17 protein-coding genes are annotated in these 21,241 nt (G+C 50.9%); 10 read left to right on the forward strand and 7 right to left on the reverse strand.

Features of this window, described 5'->3' with window-relative positions:
- The first annotated feature begins 3 nt into the window (after positions 1-3).
- The 10 genes from map to ACYVJM_RS25755 all read left to right on the forward strand — a co-directional run bounded on the left by map (position 4) and on the right by ACYVJM_RS25755 (position 7,956).
- Positions 4-843 (forward strand): type I methionyl aminopeptidase, encoded by an 840-nt coding sequence (gene map, locus ACYVJM_RS25710; protein ID WP_461151091.1) that lies wholly within the window; start codon positions 4-6, stop codon positions 841-843.
- Positions 844-850: 7 nt separating this feature from the next.
- Positions 851-1,069 (forward strand): translation initiation factor IF-1, encoded by a 219-nt coding sequence (gene infA, locus ACYVJM_RS25715; protein WP_009284801.1) that lies wholly within the window; start codon positions 851-853, stop codon positions 1,067-1,069.
- A 52-nt stretch (positions 1,070-1,121) separates the two neighbouring features.
- Positions 1,122-1,238 (forward strand): type B 50S ribosomal protein L36, encoded by a 117-nt coding sequence (ykgO, locus tag ACYVJM_RS25720; protein ID WP_009284800.1) that lies wholly within the window; start codon positions 1,122-1,124, stop codon positions 1,236-1,238.
- A 2-nt stretch (positions 1,239-1,240) separates the two neighbouring features.
- Positions 1,241-1,618, forward strand: coding sequence for a 30S ribosomal protein S13 (rpsM, locus tag ACYVJM_RS25725; protein WP_461151092.1), 378 nt, complete (start codon positions 1,241-1,243; stop codon positions 1,616-1,618).
- Positions 1,619-1,722: 104 nt separating this feature from the next.
- Positions 1,723-2,118: a 30S ribosomal protein S11 gene (rpsK, locus tag ACYVJM_RS25730; RefSeq protein WP_012930219.1), complete on the forward strand. Its 396-nt coding sequence runs from the start codon at positions 1,723-1,725 to the stop codon at positions 2,116-2,118.
- A 77-nt stretch (positions 2,119-2,195) separates the two neighbouring features.
- Complete coding sequence (gene rpsD / locus ACYVJM_RS25735; protein ID WP_461151093.1) at positions 2,196-2,801, forward strand: 30S ribosomal protein S4; 606 nt, start codon at positions 2,196-2,198, stop codon at positions 2,799-2,801.
- Between the two features lie 186 nt (positions 2,802-2,987).
- A complete protein-coding gene (locus ACYVJM_RS25740) occupies positions 2,988-3,977 on the forward strand; it encodes a DNA-directed RNA polymerase subunit alpha (protein ID WP_012930217.1) in 990 nt (329 codons plus the stop codon).
- Between the two features lie 76 nt (positions 3,978-4,053).
- The gene (gene rplQ / locus ACYVJM_RS25745) at positions 4,054-4,668 is read left to right on the forward strand and encodes a 50S ribosomal protein L17 (protein WP_461151094.1); all 615 of its coding nucleotides are present in this window, start codon (positions 4,054-4,056) and stop codon (positions 4,666-4,668) included.
- A 113-nt stretch (positions 4,669-4,781) separates the two neighbouring features.
- The gene (carA, locus tag ACYVJM_RS25750) at positions 4,782-5,885 is read left to right on the forward strand and encodes a glutamine-hydrolyzing carbamoyl-phosphate synthase small subunit (RefSeq protein WP_461151095.1); all 1,104 of its coding nucleotides are present in this window, start codon (positions 4,782-4,784) and stop codon (positions 5,883-5,885) included.
- 268 nt (positions 5,886-6,153) lie between these two features.
- On the forward strand, positions 6,154-7,956 hold the full coding sequence (locus ACYVJM_RS25755; protein WP_461151096.1) for a fasciclin domain-containing protein: 1,803 nt from the start codon (positions 6,154-6,156) through the stop codon (positions 7,954-7,956).
- A gap of 53 nt (positions 7,957-8,009) precedes the next feature.
- Here ACYVJM_RS25755 and ACYVJM_RS25760 read toward each other — a convergent pair whose 3' ends face one another.
- The 7 genes from ACYVJM_RS25760 to ACYVJM_RS25790 all read right to left on the reverse strand — a co-directional run bounded on the left by ACYVJM_RS25760 (position 8,010) and on the right by ACYVJM_RS25790 (position 21,095).
- Complete coding sequence (locus tag ACYVJM_RS25760) at positions 8,010-8,837, reverse strand: DUF4249 domain-containing protein (protein ID WP_461151097.1); 828 nt, start codon at positions 8,835-8,837, stop codon at positions 8,010-8,012.
- Positions 8,838-8,876: 39 nt separating this feature from the next.
- Positions 8,877-11,543: a TonB-dependent receptor gene (locus ACYVJM_RS25765; RefSeq protein WP_461151098.1), complete on the reverse strand. Its 2,667-nt coding sequence runs from the start codon at positions 11,541-11,543 to the stop codon at positions 8,877-8,879.
- A gap of 21 nt (positions 11,544-11,564) precedes the next feature.
- The gene (locus tag ACYVJM_RS25770; RefSeq protein WP_461151099.1) at positions 11,565-12,563 is read right to left on the reverse strand and encodes a FecR family protein; all 999 of its coding nucleotides are present in this window, start codon (positions 12,561-12,563) and stop codon (positions 11,565-11,567) included.
- 104 nt (positions 12,564-12,667) lie between these two features.
- Entirely contained in the window at positions 12,668-13,312 is a 645-nt protein-coding gene (locus tag ACYVJM_RS25775) for an RNA polymerase sigma factor (protein ID WP_461151100.1), read from the reverse strand.
- A 96-nt stretch (positions 13,313-13,408) separates the two neighbouring features.
- Positions 13,409-17,458, reverse strand: a complete 4,050-nt coding sequence (locus tag ACYVJM_RS25780; protein WP_461151101.1) for an AAA domain-containing protein — start codon at positions 17,456-17,458, stop codon at positions 13,409-13,411.
- A 70-nt stretch (positions 17,459-17,528) separates the two neighbouring features.
- Positions 17,529-18,695: a PepSY-associated TM helix domain-containing protein gene (locus tag ACYVJM_RS25785; protein ID WP_461151102.1), complete on the reverse strand. Its 1,167-nt coding sequence runs from the start codon at positions 18,693-18,695 to the stop codon at positions 17,529-17,531.
- An 18-nt stretch (positions 18,696-18,713) separates the two neighbouring features.
- Positions 18,714-21,095, reverse strand: a complete 2,382-nt coding sequence (locus ACYVJM_RS25790; protein WP_461151103.1) for a TonB-dependent siderophore receptor — start codon at positions 21,093-21,095, stop codon at positions 18,714-18,716.
- Positions 21,096-21,241: the final 146 nt, after the last annotated feature.

Here is a 21,241-nt window from a genome sequence, read left to right on the forward strand (position 1 = left end):
AAAATGAGTAGTTCCGAAAAGAAGGATAAAATGATTTTTCTTCGAAGCGATGAGGAAATCGCTTTGATTAAGATCAGTGCACAGGTGCTTGGCAAAGCCCATGCAGAAGTGGCAAAACTTATCCGACCCGGCATAGCCACAAAGGAACTTGATAAGGTTGCCGAAACGTTTATCAAAGATAATGGAGGATCTCCTTCGTTTTTGGGATATAACAAGTTTCCAGCTTCACTCTGTATTTCGGTCAATGACGTAGTGGTACATGGTTTTCCAAGCCGCTATGAACTAAAGGACGGTGATATCATCTCGATTGACTGCGGTGTAAAACTGAACGGCTATCACAGTGATAGTGCTTACACATATCCTGTGGGCGACGTAAATCCGGCTGTACGCCGATTGCTCACCCGCACTAAGGAATCCCTCTACATCGGTATTGAAAAAGCGATAGATGGAAACCGTGTTGGTGATATTGGGTACGGGATTCAGACATACGCTGAAAAATTCGGGTATTCAGTAGTTCGGGAATTGGTAGGACACGGTGTGGGTGAAAATCTGCACGAAGCTCCGGAAGTACCTAACTACGGTAAACGCGGACAAGGTCCAAAGCTAAAAGAAGGAATGATTTTAGCGATTGAACCAATGATCAACTTTGGTAAAAAAGGAGTTGTTCAGGAACGGGATGGCTGGACCATTCGGACGGTAGACCGCAAACCATCAGCTCACTTTGAACACACAGTAGCTGTACGGAAAGGGAAAGCCGAAATACTGACCACTTTTGAATACATAGAAGCAGTCACCGCGAACACAAGTCTGATGGTCGACACACAAGAAATGATGGCGGCTTAAAGCGAATATGGCAAAGCAGAATTCTATAGAACAGGACGGTGTGATTCTGGAGGCATTATCAAATGCAATGTTCCGGGTCGAATTGGCCAACAAGCATGAAGTAATTGCTCACATCTCCGGCAAAATGCGGATGAATTACATCAAGATTTTGCCCGGAGACCGCGTAAAATTAGAAATGTCGCCTTACGATTTAAGTAAGGCGCGAATTGTGTACCGATACAAGTAAGTGAAGTATGAAGAGGTAAAAGTCTTCAGATTTCACTTTTAACTCCAAACAGATGAAAGTTAAAGCGTCAATCAAGAAGCGCAGCGAAGACTGCATCGTGATCCGTCGGAAAGGAAAGCTGTACGTGATCAACAAAAAGAATCCCCGTTATAAACAAAGACAAGGCTAAGCATGGCACGTATTGCAGGTGTTGATATTCCAGACAAGAAGCGTGGCGAGATTGCGCTCACATACATTTTCGGTATCGGTCGTAGCCGGGCAAAGAAAATTCTGACCGATGCTGGTATCAGCGTCGATAAGAAAGCCAGCGAATGGACGGATGAAGAAGCGAGTGCCGTTCGTAACGCCATCTCGAACGAATACAAGGTTGAAGGTCAGCTGCGCTCCGAAGTGCAGTTGAGCATCAAACGGTTAATGGACATCGGTTGCTACCGGGGTCTGCGGCACCGTAAAGGTCTGCCAGTTCGTGGTCAGCATACCAAAAACAACTCCCGTACCCGGAAAGGTAAGCGGAAGACTGTTGCTAACAAGAAGAAAGTAACGAAATAATAAATCGGTCGCTCATCGTCATACGGACCATTTGTGGCTGGTTGGTTCGCTAATCAACCAGCAAGTAATGACACCGGTGACACATTGACGATTACCTACAAACAATGGCTCAAGCAAAACGCAAAGACAAAGCGAAAAAGCGGGTGGTAATTGTTGAACCCGTTGGTCAGGTACATATCCGGGCTACGTTCAACAACATCATCATTTCGATCACCAACATGAACGGTCAGGTTATTTCCTGGGCGTCGGCCGGTAAAATGGGCTTCCGTGGCTCAAAGAAAAATACGCCGTACGCTGCACAGACTGCCGCTTCTAACTGTGCTGCCGTTGCCCACGATCTGGGTATGCGGAAAGCTGAAGTTTTCGTGAAAGGTCCAGGATCAGGTCGTGAGTCGGCTATCCGTACCATTCAGAACTCAGGGATCGAAGTAACCACGATTCGTGATATTACCCCGCTGCCGCACAATGGGTGCCGGCCGCCAAAACGTCGTCGCGTATAATACGGATGGCATGAATAGGGACAGGTGACATTAAGTTGTGTCTGTCCAATGTTTCACAATTATTCATTCATTGAAGAATGGCACGTTACATTGGGCCAAAAGCCAAAATTTCGCGCAAGTTCGGTGAGCCAATCATGGGCCCGAGCAAAGCGCTTCAGAAAAAGAATTACGGACCGGGTATGCACGGTCGGGGCCGCAAGCGGAAACAATCCGAATATGCGCTCCAGTTGCTGGAAAAGCAGAAGGTAAAATATACATACGGTATCCTGGAGCGTCAGTTCCGTGCCTTGTTCCACCGGGCACAGGTGCGCGAGGGAATCACGGGTGAAAACCTGCTCAAACTATGTGAAGCCCGTCTGGACAACACCGTTTATCGGCTGGGCATCGCATCGTCTCGCCGGGCAGCTCGTCAATTAGTTTCTCACAAACACATCATCGTCGACGGTGAAGTCGTAAACATCCCTTCGTATTCATTGAAGCCAGGTCAGTTGATCGGCGTTCGTGAAAAATCGAAGTCGCTGGAAGCGGTATCGTCAAGCCTGTCGGCCCGGAATACCAAGCGGTACAACTGGGTTGAGTGGGATGGTCAGCAACTGGTTGGTAAATTTATCAGTTACCCTGAGCGCGATCAAATTCCTGAGAACTTCAACGAGCAAGCCATCGTCGAATTGTATTCGAAGTAATTCATTGGGTTGGCAGATGCTTCCGGCATCTGCCGCCTTTATATAGTTTACGGTTAAGGGTGATTGGTTTTCAGTTGAAGGCTAGTCATTAACCCAAGAGAGTATAGATAACCGAAGACCTGAAAACCGTAAACACAATTTCAGTCTTCACGCCAAGGCAGAGAACTGCTGTAAAATACGAAACGTATGTCAATTTTAGCGTTCCAAATGCCCGACAAAGTCGTAGTGGAGAAAGCTGACGACTTTCACGGGGTGTTTGAATTCAAACCCCTTGAAAAAGGATACGGTGTAACAATCGGTAATGCGCTTCGGCGTATTTTGCTGTCATCACTGGAAGGATACGCCATCACAAGCGTGAAATTTCCGGGTGTGTTGCATGAGTTTTCATCAATTGAGGGCGTCGTCGAAGATGTGACGGAGATCATTCTGAACCTGAAAATGGTTCGCTTTAAGAAGATCAACGACATGGTCGACAATAAGATCACCGTCAATATAAAGAAACAATCGGTTCTCAAGGCCGGTGATATATCCAAGTTTTCGCCTTCGTTCGAGGTGCTGAATCCAGAACTGGAAATCTGCCACATCGACGACACGCGTGACCTGGAAATGGAGATTTTCGTGGAAAAAGGTCGTGGATATGTTCCATCCGATGAGCCACGGGTTAATGAGTTGCCTTTCGGTCATATCCCAATCGATGCTATTTATACGCCTATTAAAAACGTAAAATATAGCGTTGAAAATACACGGGTTGAGCAGAAAACTGACTATGAGCGGTTGCTGCTGGACATCGAAACGGATGGATCTATTCACCCGGAAGAAGCGCTGAAAGGTGCTGCTTACATCCTGATTCAGCACTTCATGCTGTTCTCAGATCAGACGATGACGTTTGAAACGGCTAAGCCGGAAGAGGAAAATGTTGTGGACGAAGAAGTACTGCACATGCGGAAGCTTCTGAAAACGTCATTGGCAGATCTCGATCTGTCGGTACGGGCTTACAACTGTCTCAAATCAGCTGACGTTCGGACATTGGGTGATCTTGTTCGGTTAGAAATTTCCGACATGATGAAGTTCCGTAACTTCGGTAAGAAGTCGTTAACGGAGCTTGAGCAGCTTGTTGCTGAGAAAAACCTGACGTTCGGTATGGACGTCGCTAAGTACAGACTAGACGAAGACTAAGATTTGGGCATAGGGCTTGGGGCAAAGGGGCAAATATACTCCTAGCCTATGGCCCAAGCCTTAAGCCAAAAAGATAATGAGACACGGTAAAAAAGATAATCACCTAAGTCGCACACATTCGCACCGCGAAGCGATGTTGCAGAACATGGCGTCGTCGCTCATCCTGCATAAGCGAATCGAAACCACGGTCGCGAAAGCAAAAGAACTCCGCAAATTTGTGGAGCCCATTCTGACACGGGCCAAAGACGATACTTTCCAGAATCGTCGGATTGTGTTCCAGTCATTGAATGACAAGGAGACCATGAAGGAATTGTTCGGAACGGTAGCTGACAAAATCGCCAGCCGTCCCGGCGGATACACTCGCATCATCAAGCTGGGCAACCGCTTAGGTGATAACGCCGATACCTGCTTGATCGAACTAGTTGACTTCAACGAATTGTTGCTGGCCGCTGCTGCTGAGAAAACAGCTGCTACCGCTACGAAAACTCGTCGTAGCCGTCGTGGTTCAGGTGCCAAAGCAACGGATACTGCTGCACCCGTTGCTGCTGCCGAAGTAGTTGAAGCGCCCGTTGCCGAAGCTGAAGTGGTTGAAGAAGCACCAGCCGTAGAGGCATCGGCTGCTGAAGAAACACCAGCACAGGATGAACAAATCACTCCATCTGATTCGTCGGATGAACCCAAAGAAGCGTAAGGTCGTTAGCTTATAAAGCGAAAAATTGAGTGATTCATACACACATCATATAGAAAATGGGTTAGCCGGTAACGGTTAGCCCTTTTTTTTAGCCTATCAAGTCAAACCGAACAATGAAACATACACAGCAACCTGAAGCCCTGTTGGTTTTGCAAGACGGAACCATTTATCGAGGTCTGGCACTCGGTAAGATTGGTACAGCCGGAGGTGAAATATGCTTCAACACCGGCATGACCGGTTACCAGGAGATTTACACCGACCCCTCCTACTACGGTCAGGTGATCATCAACACCACCTCGCACATTGGTAACTACGGGGTTCTGAACAACGCCGAGCAGGAATCCGGGAGTGTGAAAATCCGGGGCATGGTCTGTAATTTCTTCTCGAACATTCATTCGCGCTACACGGCCGATGGTTCATTGCAGGATTATTTCGAACGCGCTAATATCGTTGGTATTCACGGTGTGGATACGCGGCAGCTGGTACGGTATATTCGGTCGAAAGGCGTAATGAACTGCATCATCTCCTCCGAGATTCTCGACCCGGCTGTTCTGCTGGCCGAGCTAAACAAAGTACCGGATATGGATGGTCTGGAGCTATCCTCGGAGGTTTGCACGAAAGAAGCCTATGAACAGGGTAATCCGGAAGCGGACTTACGCGTTGCCGTGCTTGATCTAGGCGTCAAAAGAAGCATTCTCAGCAACTTTAACGAGCGGGGCGTGTTCTGTAAGGTATTCCCGGCCCGGACGTCTCATGCCGAACTGGCGGCTTGGAAACCCAATGGCTATTTCATAGCCAATGGCCCCGGCGATCCGGCGGCTATGCCTTACGCCGTCGAAACCGTAAAGCAGGCGCTGGACACCGATAAGCCGCTGTTCGGCATTTGCCTTGGACACCAGATTCTTTCTCTCGCCAGCGGCATTTCGACGTATAAAATGCACAACGGCCACCGTGGCCTCAACCATCCCGTTAAAAATCTGACGACCGGGCTTTGTGAAATTACTTCCCAAAACCATGGATTCGCTGTGCGGGCTGAAGAAGTGATGGACCACGCAAACGTTGAGCTAACGCATATCAACCTGAACGATAATACCATTGAGGGTATCCGTCGGAAAGATAAGCCAGCGTTTTCGGTGCAGTACCACCCCGAATCGTCGCCGGGTCCTCACGACTCACATTATCTCTTCGACCAGTTCATTGGCATGATGAAGGAGTAAGAGAATCCGTACTATTTTTCCAAAGGAAGAGCCGTCTCGATTTACGTCAAGACGGCTCTTTGCATTGTAATAGTTAACCTATTTATCAACCAGTATACCCTGCACCAATCACAATACATCTACCCCTGGGGCTCATCCAGACTACTTAAAAGAAAAATTTCAAAATTTTTTGTGAGATACTATGAATCCGTGGCACTATCCGTTGAAGCGCTTTCTGACAGACTGGAAGCACTAACCACTTCTTCAACTAAAACTGTTCACCGATTTTATGAAACACTTAACCCTTTTTTCGCAACGGGTAGGGCTATTCTTCCTGACTCTGCTAACCATTAGTGCCTGCGACAGGGCCATTCAGCCACAGGAACCAGTCCAGAAATCAGGTGCCCGCATTCAATTCAATCAGACGATTACTCAAGTCGTTGTCAACTCTCCTAATTTCTCTCTATTAGAAGCCGCGGTGATAAAAGCAGGACTGGCGGATGCGCTGGCGGGTGGAAACCTGACTGTATTTGCACCAACGGATGCGGCTTTTCAGGCGGCCGGATTTGCTAACGCCGACGCCATCAACAATACCGATGTAAACGCATTACGTAACATTCTCCTCTATCACGTTATTGGTACTGAGCGTTTTTTCGAAGATCGTATCTCCGAAAACCTGACGGGCTTCACTACGCTACAGGGCCAGGAAGTATATGCCACCCGTCGGGGAGGTCTTTCTGTCAACGGGATTCCGGTATCACAAGCGGACCTAAATACCAATAACGGAGTTATCCATGTAATTGACAAAGTGCTGCTGCCCCCCGCCGGGAATACCGTTGAGGTGGCCGTTTCCAACCCTAATCTTACTTACCTCGTAGCGGCTCTTCAGCGTGCCAGTCAGGGAGAGATCAATGTTTTACAGATACTTTTGGGTGAACGGTTCACGGTCTTTGCGCCAACCAATGCCGCTTTTATGGCCGCTGGATTTCCAACGATAGAATCGATCAGAGCCGTCGATCCAAACGTGCTGGGCCGCATTCTCCGGTACCACATTGTTCGGAGTCGTTTCTTTTCCTCTCAGTTAAGCGAAGGAAGCTTAACGAGCATTCAGGGCAATGCATTGGCAACAACCAAAACGCCCGCAAGAGCAACGGTGCAGGGACTTGGTAACAGTTCGCCAGCGTCTGTCGTGTTGTCGGATATCGTAACAACAAGCGGGGTGGTTCATGTGATTGATCAGGTTTTACTACCCGATGGCGGCACCGTAACAACCTCCATCACGGATATTGTGGTTGCGAATCCAGCCTTCTCCCTGCTGGAAGCCGCCGTGATAAAAGCCGGACTTGCCAGTGCGCTGGCGGGTGGAAACCTGACTGTATTTGCACCAACGGATGCGGCTTTTCGGGCGGCTGGCTTTGCTAATGTCGACGCTATTAACAATGCCGACGTAAACGTACTGCGCAACATTCTCCTCTACCACGTTGTTGGCAACCGTTTCCCAACCCAAATACTGTCGACTAATGTTACGGGCTACAAAACACTTCAGGGCGATGACGTATTCGTTGCAAAAAGGCAAAATATCTCGGTAAACGGTGTATTCGTTGAGCAGGCTAACGTACAGGCAACCAACGGCGTTATTCATGTCATTAACAAAGTACTTATTCCCCCTACCGGAAATCTGGCCGAAGTAGCAGCAGCGAACCCCAATCTAACGTATCTGGTAGCGGCTCTGCAACGGGCCGGCCTGGTACAAACAGTTGCCTCGGCGGGTGCCCTAACCGTCTTTGCGCCAACCAACAGTGCGTTTCAGGCAGCTGGTTTCCCAACAATCGAGGCCGTTCGGGCAGCCGACCCGGATGCACTCGCCCTTATTCTAACGTATCATGTTGTGGCGGGGCGTGAACTTTCGTCCACTTTACGCAGCGGACAAGTAACGACCTTGCGGGGTCTGGATGTTCTGGTAGCCGCAGGACCTAATCAGGCCATAACGGTCAAAGGGAATAAAAATATGAGTCCCTCAACTGTAGTAGTCGGCGACGTAATAACCCGCAACGGCCTTGTACACGTGATCGATCATGTCTTATTACCTTAAATGGAAGCTCGGTGGGATATATAAGGGGCGGGTTTTACCTGCTCCTTATTTTTTTATAAGGTAACATAGACGGCATTATAAGCCGCGAAAACACCGTACCCGCCCACTATATTGGAAAACAACACCGTCGATGATGCAAATGAATTAGTGGGTGCATTGATCTGCTCCCGCAGCGTTTCGTGATAGCGGTAGTAGTTTAAGTCGGTAGTGAACAGCCCGATTCGTGACAGGCTCGTTCGAACCCGGGCATTCAACGGTACCACGAGTGTGTAGGAGCCGGTAAGCGAACGAACTGCAGGGCCGGGACTCATTTCCCGATCAACAAAAAACGAAGGCTGACTGACCCGCGTTTCCAGCAAAGCACCCTGCTGGCTAACAATTGATTGACGAACCTCACCATACCCCCGATAATAGTTAACACCCCCCGGCGCATTCCAGAAAATAGTTGTTTGATAAAGAATAGACTGACCCGTAGCCGTTGTCGTAATAGATGAATCCCGCTGGACGCGCTGGATAGGAACGGCCATCGGCACAGTAGCCTGAGCCGTTACCCGACGTCCCTCGCCAAGTTGAACGGTAAGTTGGTAGGTTTGGCCCGCTTTTATTGAAAAGGTGTTTCCTGGTTTCAACCGGTAGTACCCCAAGGCGTTGTCGTACGGTAAGAGAACGCTGGTCTGTTCATCAGCAATGGTAACGGTAGCCGTTTCAACCAGCAGCGACGGTTCGGCCGTGATGCTGACGGCCGGGTCTGACAGGGCCACTTTAGCCGCCAGCACGGTATCCTGCGGAGAAATAAAGCAGATAACGTACAACTTTGAATCCCGTTCCGGAGCCAGCAGGCCAATGTCAACCTGATCCGTTGTTTTGAGACAACCGGCCATAGTCAGACACAGTATGAAAGCAACCCAGACCCGCATTGGTTAGAATCGGAATGTATAATTGATGGACGGCAGAAAGGTGAACAGCGAAACCCGCCTGAGCATTGGCTGACTGGCGTTATCGACTTGCAGGTCATAATAGAAAGGATTCCGGCGGCCATAGACATTGACAACCGTTGCTTCCAGTACATGCCTGAACCGACGGGCCGTAAACGTCTTTTGCAGATTGAGATCGAGCCGGTGGAAGGGCTCTGCCCGGAAGCTGTTGTACGACCGGCGAACCTGTACCAGCGGACCTTCGGTGCCAAAAAGCTGATCGGCCGGGGTAGCCGGAGTATCGCCCTTGCCCAATCCCAAATGCCCGTAACTGGGTACGCCCGACACCGGAAGCGACTGCGGATTGCCCGAACTGTATGACCAGGACGCTGATAACTTCAGCGTAGGTGTAAATTCATAGGCTCCTATCCAGGACAACGTATGCCGACGATCGTGAGCGGGATAGAAGGGCTGGCCATTGTTCAGTTCATCGAAGACCCAGCGCGTTAGCGCCCAGGTGTAGCCTACCCAACCCGATAACCGCCCCGTTTTTCGCTGAAGCATGATTTCAACGCCATACGCATCGCCGTGACCACTGGTCACGTTTTTCTCCCACTGTATTCCCTCAGCCCGCTGGGCATTGGTAATTCCGATAAAGTCGGCATTTTGATGATAGCCTATAATGTGCCTCATCCATTTTTGATAGGCCTCTACAGTCAGTTGCCATTTTGGCGTCAAATCATGTACAACGCCCAGTACGGCCTGCTGTGATTGCTGCGGTTTTACCTGCGCCGTTGCCGGCACCCAGAGATCGGTAGGAAGTCCCTCACCAGTGTTGGACAGTTGGTGGATGAACTGGTTCATTACCGAGTATGACCCCCGTACAGCCGTGTTCCCACTAACTTTAGCCGACAGCGATAGCCGGGGCTCTACCCGTGCGTACAATTGATCCTGAATCTGGTAGATCGTAGCCCGGGCGCCAATGAGGGCTTTCAACCAGGAATTGACCTCCCAGTTATCTTCTGCGTAAGCCGACGTTTCGGCAGATCGGCTGGCTTCATGGTGCGTCCGGTGAATTTGTTCGGCAGAAGCGATCACGTCGTACCCGTTGAGCCGAAACGACCGCTGTGTGGTTGTAAAACCCGCATGTAGCTGGTGCCTGAGAGTCGGAAAATAGTCGAGGTCATATTTCAGGGTGTAATCCGTTACCCCGTCGAAATACCGCCAGGTATTCTGGCTAACCGTTGGGTCTGACGGATCGATGGGGATGTAGCTGGTGTGCGTTGTAAAATCGTAGTTGCTGTAAATAAGCGACAGATTGGAGAAAAGCCGTTCGCTGAACAGGTGATTCCAGCGCAGTGTGCCGGTTGCATTCCCCCAGCGCACGACGTTCTCCCACCGACGGTTGCGATCCAGACTATCGCCCCCGCCAAAAAAGTCGCGCCCGAAGTAGCCGCTCAGGTAAAGCTGGTTTCGGCGGTTCAGTTCAATGTTTACTTTGGCGTTCAGGTCATAAAAATTCGCCTTCCAGTTCGTGCCGGTGTAATTGCCTGCCAAACCGGCCACAAATCCCCCCAGCAGCGAACTAAAGTTGGTATGCCGGGCGGTGAGCAGAAACGATGCTTTATTACGAATGAGCGGCCCTTCGAGCATGAGCCGGGAGGTAATGAGGCCAGTGCCCACTTCACCGTGCAGGCTTTCCTTACTGCCCTCGCGCATGCTCATCTCCACCACCGATGATAATCGACCGCCGTGGCGGGGCGAAAAACCACCTTTCTGTAAGCGTACGTTCTTGAGCGCGTCGACGTTAAAAACCGACACAAATCCGAACAGGTGATTCGCGTTATAAACGGGTGCTTCGTCCAGGATAAGCAGGTTCTGATCGGTCCCTCCTCCCCGCACATGCAACCCAACCTGCCCGTCGAGCCCTTTCTGAATACCCGGAAGAAACTGAAGCGTTTTCAGCACATCTTTTTCGCCCGCAACCGCCGGAGCACTCTGCACCAACGGCATGGGGACGCTATGCTGGCTCGTTTGTGGATTTGCCCCGGCTCGTTCCGTGGCATCGGACGTCAGGACAACTTCGTCGAGGAGATCGTCGGGGGTTAGTTCGATGGTGAGAGATACCGGTTGGTCTAACCGAATCCGCCGATACGCCCGCTGATAGCCGACCAGTGAAACGATCAGTTCTACCTCATCGGTTTCGGGGAGCGACAAGGCATAAAAACCGTAGTTATTCGTAACCGTCCCCGATTTCCCGGCAACGAAAACCGTTGCCCCAACCAGTTGCTCACCACTATGCTGTTCTTTAACGAACCCACTGATGGTAAACTGCCGGGTAGCTTTGGGTCGAATGGGCAACGGGTTAATCTTTTCCGTTAGCGGCTCTATAATGTAGCAGTCACCAACTTTCCGGAAGGACAAATGTGTTCCGGCTAAAAGCTGGGTTAGCAACGGTTCGGTATCGGCTTTCCAGTCAGGCTGAGCCATTATAAGCTGGCCATCAATTAGTTTGGGGTCGTATAGAAAATAAGTACCTCGTTTGTGATTCAACTTTTTCAAACCGTCCCGCAGGGGCATAGGGGATTGCCCGAAGGCGACGGAGCCAACGGCCAGCAGATTACCCGTAAGCCAGGTAATAGCCAATACCCGCCCGATCAGAGCAGATAACATAGGGGGCTTCTGTAACGGCAATTAATTTTTGCTAAGGATAAACGTATTATTCGCCTTGCGCACCTTTAACTGAGTCAACGCGGCAACGGCTTCCAGCACCGTTTCGGGCTTGCTAATTGGCAAAATACCCGTTACGGTTTGCTCTTCAAGTTTGTCACCATCAATTTGCACGGTCACGCCAAACTGCTCTTCAATTTGGTGGATCACCTCCATCAGACTGGTATTGTCGAACAGGAACTGATGGCGAAGCCAGGCATTGTACTGATCGGCCCGTACAGCACGCTGCCGAAGCCGCCGGGTGCTGTCGTCTACCTCGACCAGTTGGCCGGGCTGCATTACCACCGCCGGACGATTGTCGTGGAAGCTAACCCGAATGCGACCGGAATTCAGCACAACACGGTGGAGAGTCGGTCGGTTAGCCAGGGTAAACTCCGTTCCCAGCACCTGCACATCGAAGGCATCGTTGGCCATGACCCGAAAAGGCGTGTGCGGCACCAAATGTCGAACGGAGAAATAACCTTCGCCGGTTAACTCAACGACCCGTTCGTCGCCCGAAAACCCATTTCGCCGATGACGCAGCACCGAATGGCTGTTGAGTACCACGCGCGACCCATCGGGCAAAGAAACCGTACGCTGCTGGTTATAGCCCGTTTCGTAGCTGATGTACTGATTACTCCAGTACTGGTATCCAAACCAGCTCAACCCTATAGCGAGTAAAACCGATGCCGCCACAACCCATTGCTGAAAGCCATGGGACACGGGCATTGGGATAACCGGCACCGGACGATCCCGGCTACGAATCAGATCGTCCAACTCACGCAGCGATTCGTTCAGCCTTGGTTTTTGCCCATTCAGAAGCCTGCATAATCTTTCGGCTTCCTGAAAAGCAGCGATATTGGGCGGTTTCCCCAATTGCCACGTCTCCCAAAACGACACGGCCGACGAATCACTTCCCTGACAGTACGCCAGAAACTGATCGTCCATCATAAAGTCGTCTACCGTGTAGTTTTCGTAAGCCATTTATTGAATAAACCGTAATCCGTAACTAAAATTTCTGTTGATGAAGTGTACTATCTCCTAGTGCGCCAATAGGACGGAATCTCACAGAGAATTCTGAAAAATTTTCAGCTGTTGACCAGCGACTCAGCCTGAAAGAGCAACGGAAACAGCAGTGGCCACACCGTCAGCAAATTATAATAGTCCTCCTGCCCTAACTGTTGCCGAAGCGTTTTCAGTGCCGACGAAATAGTGTTGTATACCGTGTTGATGTGCATACCCGTTTCCTGACTGATGGCCTCATTGGATAAATTCCGAAAGAACCGCATCTCGATCAGCTCTTTCTGACGGGGCGTTAGTTCGGCAAGGGCGGCCTGCAACCGCTTTTTGATACGCTCCTCCTGCTGAGCCTGCACGATAACCTCTTCGTACGAACGCTGGCTAAGGATTTCGCTATCCGTCAACTCAACCAACCGGTTGCTGTGTTCGTACTCGCGGAGGAGCTTCCGGCGCAGGTAAGTAATCAGGTATGAACGTACATTGTCAACAGCGGGCAAGCTGTTCCCGCGTTCCCAGATTTCAAGAAATAGCTGATTGACCGCATCTTTTGTGGCAACACTGTCATGACCGAAAAACAGCCCGAAGTTGAGCAGATCGGTATACATCTGCTGATAAAGATCCGTCAGGCTTTGGTAGTCCTGCTGACGGACACCTGCCCATAGAACCTGTAGCTTTTCTGGCAAATTGGTAGCCTGTATAGTTGGTGATACCATAGGCATTTGGGTTGAGAGCCGCTACAAGGTGAAGGAGTATGCAATATTAACTAAAACCCTGTTATTGAACGCATACTGTTATTTATTTCCAAACAGCTATGTATTTGTTCTCCAGAACTCCCGGCTCCAGACGCGCTGAAAGGGCCACTTTCGCCCCTGTAAAGCCATGGGCAGATAGGCATGGGACTGCTTAGTCGTTTGTTGGTAATACGCATCGTCATCAGTAAGGATGATGGCTTCATACGAATCGTCCGCTGCCTTCACCGTCAGGTCGGCAAAAGGCAGTTCGGGTTGCCAGTTGCTATGCTGAACGGCCAGTTTTTCCTTTAGTAATGTACCGGATGGCAGTGCTTGCTGTGACTTAGGCATCGGCCGAAATCGCTCTTGCGCCACATCCAGCGCGTAGGCCAGATACGCTTTGAGCAGACGCGGACCGTCGTTGGCCGTATCGGCTACGGTTAGTTGTTCTGGCCACAGGCTCGTTACGACATACACCCGCTCCCGCGCTCGGGTCACGGCGACATTCAGTCGGTTTTCACCCCCTTTGGCGTTCAGGCTACCGAACTGCATGGCCAAACGACCCTGCTTATCCGGTGCGTAGCCAACGGAAAAGATGATGATATCCCGTTCATCACCCTGTACGTTTTCTATGTTTTTGACAAAGAGCGAAGCCGGGTATGAGCGCTGCCTTTCCGGCAACTGCACCTGACCGGCGACACTACCTTCCAGCATGTCCTGTATCAACTGCTGCTGCGGATAGTTAAACGTAACAATGCCAATGGAACGGCCGGGAAGCTCAACAGCCAGCTGGTCGAGAAGGGCAAGAATAGCCTCCGCTTCGATCTGGTTGGTATTCTGCTGCCAGACGCCCTTTACGTTCATGTACCGAATAGCCGGTTCGCGCCGGTTGATGTTACTGAAATGCGGCAGTAATGACAGCTTATTCTGGTAAAAATGCTCGTTCGAGAAGGTAATCAGGTCGAGCGAATGACTCCGGTAGTGTTCCGTCAGCGACACTTGCGGCAAGTATTGGGCGGCCAGTTCAAGCAGCGACTCCACGTCAAGAGCCGCTGGCGTTTCTTCGTCGGGTTCATCATCCAGGCGGGTTCGGTATAGGTCGCTTGGGCGCAATTGCTGGTTGTCGCCGGTAATAACGACTTGTTTGCCCCGCGCCATGGCCGGGATGCCATTTTCAGCAAAACACTGCGAGGCTTCGTCGAAGATAACCAGATCGAAAAGCCCTTCCCGAAGCGGGAACATCGCCGATACCGACTCGGGCGATGCCAGCCAGCAGGGAACCAGTTTAAAGACTTCATCAGCGAAGGATTCCATGAGTTTCCGTACCGGCCACACACTGCGTTTTTTAGTGACCTGATGCTGAAGATCGCGGTACGTAACCACGTTGTTCAGGCGGTTGAACGTCAGGTTCCGGTACGTTTGCTCCCGAAGCTTGACCAATAGGTTTTCCCGGCTCAGGGCCTGTTTCCGCCGAATGCTCTCCTGTAACGTCTGTTCAAGCTGGGTCATTTTAAGCGACGATACGGCTCGAAGTTCGGGATACCGGTGCTCAATGTGATCGAGCCAGGCGGCCCGCAAACTAGCCATGAAAACATCAACCCAGCTTTGGGGTTCATAGGGGCTCAATTGAGCAATAACCCTTTTCTCAGCCTCCGAAAAACCCGCCTGCAAGCGATCTGCCTCGACAAGCAAATCAAAATCTGTGCGTAGTTTTTGACGAAGTTCGGCGGTATAGACATCGTCGTCCCAGGTTTTCACCAGCTGATCAGCCGTGAGGTACGTTGCCGATTCGACCTGTCTTTGCGCAACCGTCGCAGCCAGTTGTGTCATCGTTCGAACGCTTTCCGTAAAATTTGTGTGCGTCTGCCAGCGCATTTCGGGTAATGATCGCAGTACGGACAAGGTGGTTAATCGTTCGGTCAGATGCCGCGCTCGATGCAGCAGCCGCAAACTTTCCGGCACTTCAGGGAGCGCTAAACCGGCCAGCAATGAAGCTGCTTCGTGGCGGACCGCTTCCAGTAAAATTCGCTGATTAACTTTTGCGGCAAGCGTTTGTAGATCAGCCTCAGAAAGCGTCAGGCCGTTAGCCGAGACAACCGTTTGAAGCTGCGTTTTTCCTGAGTTGGTCAATTGCCACCAGTTCCAGCTCACCCATGAGGAGCGGGCGCTCAGGGCATCGGCCAGAAGGTCACGAAAAGCGCGAAGTTCAGTGGTAGACAAAGACGGTTCCGGGCCGGGGGTCAGTAAGGCCTCTTCCCAGCGTACGGCCAATTGGTCAAACCGTGTTTCGTCGATGGTTAGTGCCGGGTGAGTGGCATTGCCCAGTAAATATTGGGTGGTATCCCACAATTGGGTGGCATCTGGCGCATCAAGAAAACGCAGGAGGGCCGTTAAGTCCCAGTCATGCGCCTGCCAATCGATAAGCTCCGTAAGTGGAAGCGGCTGATCAAGCAAAGCCGTCATTTGAGCGACAGTTGTTTCTCTAACTTGCCTCCAACTCACAATCGTTTGGTCAGCTTTACTTAGATCGGCATTTGTGAACGACGAAAAACTAACCCGATTTGCCCAGCTATGGATAGAACCCAGCGCCTGTTGATAAGCTGCGTAATGAACCAGGCGTTGCCGAAAGTTATCCACACTATCCAGCCGAAACTGTGGATAACTATCATTTAAGTCGATCCTCTGTTGATAACTCCCGCCATAAGGTAACGTTAGGTACAACTCTTTGGCAGAAACGCCACTTTCGGTAGTATCGAACAACGCCGTTTTGAAAGCCTGCAACTCGACAATGGTCTCATCAATACGACGGCTCTCCACATCAAAATCTCGTTCCAGCAAGACGGCATTGAGCCCGTTATTCTGCTGACGATAGGTGTCAATCTGCTCGATCTGGCCCGCAATCTGGGCAAACAAGGCCCGTCGATCGTTTTGAAAATCGTGTACCAGCGCTAAAAAGGGAGCCATGCCTACCTCCTCAAGACGATGCTGTACAACATCCAGCGCGGCCCGCTTATGGCAAACCAGCAGGACGCGTTTCCCGGCCGCAGCAGCATCGGCCATCAGATTCGCGATCAACTGCGACTTACCCGTTCCCGGCGGTCCTTGCACCACTAGCGACTGCCCTTCTTTCACCGCCCGCACCGCCGTTTCCTGCGATGCATCGAGAGGCAGGGGGGTGTGGAGCTGGCGCTCCAGTAGTGAGGAGTTAGGAGCGAGAAGTGAGGAGCCATCCGGGAGCAAAAAAGAAAAAAGTGAGTTGGAAAGTTCTTCACCGCCAACCAGCTCATGGCCGCCGGATGGCTCCTCACTCCTCGCTCCTAATTCCTCACTCCTTAATGAATCCTCCTCACTCCTACTTAAAAGCACTTCATAATCCGGCACCAGGAATGAGCCTGCTTGTGGGAAGATGCCCAGGACGGCTTCGGGATAGAGTTTTAACTCGCCGGTGCGTTCGAGCTGGGCAAGGTCTTTGGCCGTTTGTTTGTTGAAAAACTGTAGTTTGTCAGTAAATAGCTCCTGATTAAAATTCAACTCCAACGGACTGGCTTTGAGCCATTCGTAGAGTTGAGTTCGAAAGACGATTGGGTCGCGGTCGAAATCATCGACGGCTTTTTCAATGACTTCGTCCGCCAGTTTCACCTGGTTGAATTGCCCGTAGGCCAGTAATAAGGTGGGGTTCAGGAACGCCAGTTCATCACCCCGACGCGTAAGTTTCCAGCATTTTCCCTGCTGCTCAATCTGCACCGGAAAAAACAGAAGCGGTGCGTGAACGACCGAGTCGTCCATAAATTTCCCCTTCACAAACGGCCATCCTACGTATAAGTCTTCGGTGCCCCGCTCCTCTTCAATAAAGCGGGCGGTCCGGTCAATGCGCCTTAGCTTTTTACTCACTTCGTTGCTGCGTTCCTGCCGTGGATCGAGCACATCGCATAACGCAATCGACCCTTTCCGACCAATAAGATCGGTAATGATGGAAAAGGCCGGTTTATTGAGCAGGAAATCCGTTTCCTGTAAGTCAAGAAACTGACCGGCGGGTAAGCTTGTCAGTAAAAGCGACCGATTACGGCTGCTGAGGTTGGTTAAGCGTCGACTGAATGTCTTTAGTACAGTCTGGACCGGTATTTCCACAAGATTTTTCTGATGCGCAGGATTATAACGCAAAATCCAGAAAAATCCGCTAAATCATCCGTATCCTGGCTCAGACTTTTTCCCTAGTACGCGTCATGAGGGGTTGTTTCACGTTCGGTGACTTCTTTTTCCGGCGTCCCCACCAGATGATCGTTCCGGTAACGGGCAGACTGGCGCAAATGAGGCTGGCACAGAAAGCCAGAATTTTACCGGGTAAACTCAGGATGGCGCCGGTGTGAATATCGTAGTTCATCCGGCGAAGCTTATCGCCAAAACCGGCTTTTGCGTAGGTACCGGCATACGGCCCTTCGGTAATTAACGGTTTCAGCGTGTTCTGATCAAACGAATAGTAATCCATTTTATAATAGGTGCCGGGCTTGTAGTTGACGTAGGCGAAAATGGACTCCGACGCTTTTTCGGGGAAGGAAATGTACAGACCAGCCGTATATGGCTTACTTTTTAACAATTCTTGCCAGACACGGTCCTCCGGCGCGGCAAACCGCCGAACGGCCGTTGTATCGGACAGGGGCAATTGATAGGCCGGCGCTGTTTTTCCGCCGGAGCTAACCCAATAGACGGAGTCGGCGAACCACTGAATGCCAAAAATCATCCCCGTCAGGGCTAGTACCAGACCAATAGACAATGCGTAAAAGCCGGGCACGTTGTGCAGATCGTAATTGACCCGGCGCCATTTGGCTTTCCACTTGATCCGGAAGCTTTTCTCCCGGTTGGACTTCTTCAGGTTTTTTGGCCACCACAACACCAGACCTGTTATCAACATGATCGCGAATACCAGCGTCCCGTAGGCCACGACCGGTTGGCCGATCGTTTCGGGTAGCCACAAATAATAGTGCCCGTGGAGGATGAAGTGAAAGAAATCCGTTTCCTCGTCATGTACGGACAGCACCTTGCCGGTATACGGATTTATATATACCTGGTAGTAGTAATCCGGAGCGACTCCATAAAAGGGCACGACGGCACTGTGTTCACCGTCTCCGTAAATGACCGCTTTAGCCGGTTTACCCGGCACCACTTTTTCGGCAATGGCCCGCAGTTGGGAAGGCGACAAAGGAACGCCATTGGCAACCGGTTCAATGAATTGATAAGGCCGCAAAATGGTTTTGATCTCCTGCTCAAACGCCAGAAAACAGCCTGTAATGGCCACCACAAACACCAACAGCCCGGACGAGAGTCCGAGCCAGAGGTGTACTTTACCAATCAGTTTTTTCGCTGTCATGGTCAGTTTGTCAACCTATTAAAATTTGTAGCCCATACTTAGCCGGAAGTTGCGCGGAGCTTCTGCCTGGTAGTAATAGTAGCCGCCGTAGGGGTAATAAGCACCTGAATACAGGTAGGCGTCGAAGAGGTTATTAATATTAAGCGCGACGTTGACACGACCGTTTTGCCACGAAATGGCCGCGTCGGTCCGGAACGTATTCGGTAACGTTGGCTCTTTGGAAGTGGCATCCGAAAACCAGGCATACCGGTCGAGCTGCCATTGGTAGCCGAGCGAAACGCCCAGCCCCTGCAAACTTCCTTCCCGTACCCGATAGGCAAGCCAGGCGTTGGTTATATGCTTACTGTAGCCCGGTACCGGCATTCCCACATTCTCCGATTTGGTGTCTCTTGTAATTTTCGAGTCAGTATAGGCGTAGTTGGCGACCAGGTTCAGACCCGGCAGCAGTTCGCCCCGCAAGTCAAATTCTACACCTTTGGTCGCTGTTTGACCTAACTGAATGGAATAATTTGGATTGGTCGGATCGGTGGTGAGCACGTTGTTTTTCGTGATCTGGTACAGCGATAGGGTCGAATTCCAGCGTCCGCCCGCCCAGTCTTTCTTAAGACCAACTTCCATGTTGTTGCCGGTAATTGGCTTAAAGGCATTTCCGGCCCGGTCGACACCTGCCTGAGGCACAAACGCCTGATCGTAGAGCGCATACAGAGACGTTTCTTTCGTCAGCGACCCACTAATACCGACGCGGGGAGTAAAGACAGTTTCATCCGTTCCCGAGCCGTATTGACTGTCTTTTGCCGAGGTTATCCGTCCCGCCAGTGTCAGGCGAAGCCGATCCTGCCAGAAGCGTACTTCATCCTGCAAATAAATTCCGCTGTAAGACTGGCTCAGCACATTGGCTCCGGCCCGATTGCGCAGGCTTTGCGTCCGGTCGAATTTGGGTAATAGAGTGGCAGGCAGGTAATAGTTAGGCCTATTGACGTTAAACGTGAAGTCGCTGCTGTAGAGGGGGAAGCTCTGTCCCCAGTCGGCCATGTATTTTTTGTTACCCAAATCAAGACCCGCCAGAATGCGGTGGGTGATGCCTCCGGTTTTCACGTCGCCATTTACGAAAATCTGGGCAAATTTTCCTTCGTTGGCCGCGTCCCAGATGCTGGTGTTTCGGTAAACGGTACCGTCGGCTTTGGCAGAATCGGCCCAGATGGAACTTCCTACCTGACTCATGTTAAAATAAGCTAGTTGGCCGGTCAGCTTCCAGTTTGGGTTGATCTGGTGTTCCAGAATCAGAAAAGCGCTGTGATCGTGAACGTTTGTGGGGTCGAGGTTGGCCGAGGCTGCCGTTGAGGCACGGGGCAGATTGCCCATGCCCGTAGCCGAGAAAACATAGGCCGATCCGATTGCCGACATCTGCGAGTACTGATACGTGTACTCCGCCGTTATGGACGTTTGCTCGCTCAATTTGTATTTGAGTACAGGTGCCACCGTGTAGCGATTGTTGTACTCAAAATCGCGGAACGAGCCTTTAGCCTGCCCCATTACGTTCAGCCGGTATAGTAGGCTGCCATCCTGCTTGAGTTTACCATCAAGGTCGAGAGTAGCCCGGTAGGTGTCGAAACTCCCCGTTGTCATCGTCACTTCACCTTTCGAAACGCCGGTTGGTTTCTTGGTTACGACGTTATAAAAACCACTGGGTTCGCCATTGGCCATCATGAAACCGGCGGGACCTTTCACAAATTCAATGCGCTCCACCATCGACATATCTTCGGCCAGCGGCCCCCAAGTCGACTGAACGTTCATCCCATTTCTAAATGGAGCTACCCGCGAACCCCGCATATTCAGGCGGGCATAATTGTCCCAGTGTTCCTGCTTGGTTACCCCACTTACGTTGCGAGACACGCCTTCCAGCATATCGAAAATCTGCTGATCGGCAATGAGCTGCCGGTTTATGACCTGAATGTTCTGCGGCAGTTCGATCAGGGGCGTTTTGACTCGCAAACTGTAGGACGGGATATCGGCCTTATACGAATTTTTGCCCTCTACGGTCACTTCCTGAAGCGACTCGCTGCTTTCCAGCAGGGTGATATCGGTGAGGGTCACGGTTTCTCCGGCAGCTACCGTCACCGATTGCCGGATGCGGCTGTGGCCCATCCGGCTGATCAGCAATGTGTGTGTACCGGCCGGAACCTGATTGAGTGTAAACTCACCCTGTTCATTCGTCAGTGCCCCAATCCGACCATTGGTCAACCGTACGGTTACCTGTGCCATTGGCCGCGCGTCGACGGTCAGAATCCGACCGGCAACAGTTCCGGTCGTTTGTCCAAAACTCAGCGAACTCAGCAAAATGCCCCAGAGGAACCCAAGGCTCGTTATGTAATATCGATATATATAGAAATGTGCCACCATCTTTTATTTAGACTAATTCTAAAACAAAGGTATAGATACGAGAATAAATCCTACAGAATTACTGGAAAGTTTATAGTACTTATTGATATAGGTAAAAAAGGCAATAAAAAAGCCAGCCGAAGAAGTCTCGGCTGGCTTTTGTCAGG

The sequence above is a fragment of the Spirosoma pulveris genome, assembly GCF_054781875.1.

Bases quoted from the DNA above. Each gene is read 5' to 3' on its own strand.
- map (WP_461151091.1), top strand. From the start codon at position 4: ATGAGTAGTTCCGAAAAGAAGGATAAAATGATTTTTCTTCGAAGCGAT.
- infA (WP_009284801.1), top strand. From the start codon at position 851: ATGGCAAAGCAGAATTCTATAGAACAGGACGGTGTGATTCTGGAGGCA.
- ykgO (WP_009284800.1), top strand. From the start codon at position 1,122: ATGAAAGTTAAAGCGTCAATCAAGAAGCGCAGCGAAGACTGCATCGTG.
- rpsM (WP_461151092.1), top strand. From the start codon at position 1,241: ATGGCACGTATTGCAGGTGTTGATATTCCAGACAAGAAGCGTGGCGAG.
- rpsK (WP_012930219.1), top strand. From the start codon at position 1,723: ATGGCTCAAGCAAAACGCAAAGACAAAGCGAAAAAGCGGGTGGTAATT.
- rpsD (WP_461151093.1), top strand. From the start codon at position 2,196: ATGGCACGTTACATTGGGCCAAAAGCCAAAATTTCGCGCAAGTTCGGT.
- ACYVJM_RS25740 (WP_012930217.1), top strand. From the start codon at position 2,988: ATGTCAATTTTAGCGTTCCAAATGCCCGACAAAGTCGTAGTGGAGAAA.
- rplQ (WP_461151094.1), top strand. From the start codon at position 4,054: ATGAGACACGGTAAAAAAGATAATCACCTAAGTCGCACACATTCGCAC.
- carA (WP_461151095.1), top strand. From the start codon at position 4,782: ATGAAACATACACAGCAACCTGAAGCCCTGTTGGTTTTGCAAGACGGA.
- ACYVJM_RS25755 (WP_461151096.1), top strand. From the start codon at position 6,154: ATGAAACACTTAACCCTTTTTTCGCAACGGGTAGGGCTATTCTTCCTG.
- ACYVJM_RS25760 (WP_461151097.1), bottom strand. From the start codon at position 8,837: ATGGCCGGTTGTCTCAAAACAACGGATCAGGTTGACATTGGCCTGCTG.
- ACYVJM_RS25765 (WP_461151098.1), bottom strand. From the start codon at position 11,543: ATGTTATCTGCTCTGATCGGGCGGGTATTGGCTATTACCTGGCTTACG.
- ACYVJM_RS25770 (WP_461151099.1), bottom strand. From the start codon at position 12,563: ATGGCTTACGAAAACTACACGGTAGACGACTTTATGATGGACGATCAG.
- ACYVJM_RS25775 (WP_461151100.1), bottom strand. From the start codon at position 13,312: ATGGTATCACCAACTATACAGGCTACCAATTTGCCAGAAAAGCTACAG.
- ACYVJM_RS25785 (WP_461151102.1), bottom strand. From the start codon at position 18,695: ATGACAGCGAAAAAACTGATTGGTAAAGTACACCTCTGGCTCGGACTC.
- ACYVJM_RS25790 (WP_461151103.1), bottom strand. From the start codon at position 21,095: ATGGTGGCACATTTCTATATATATCGATATTACATAACGAGCCTTGGG.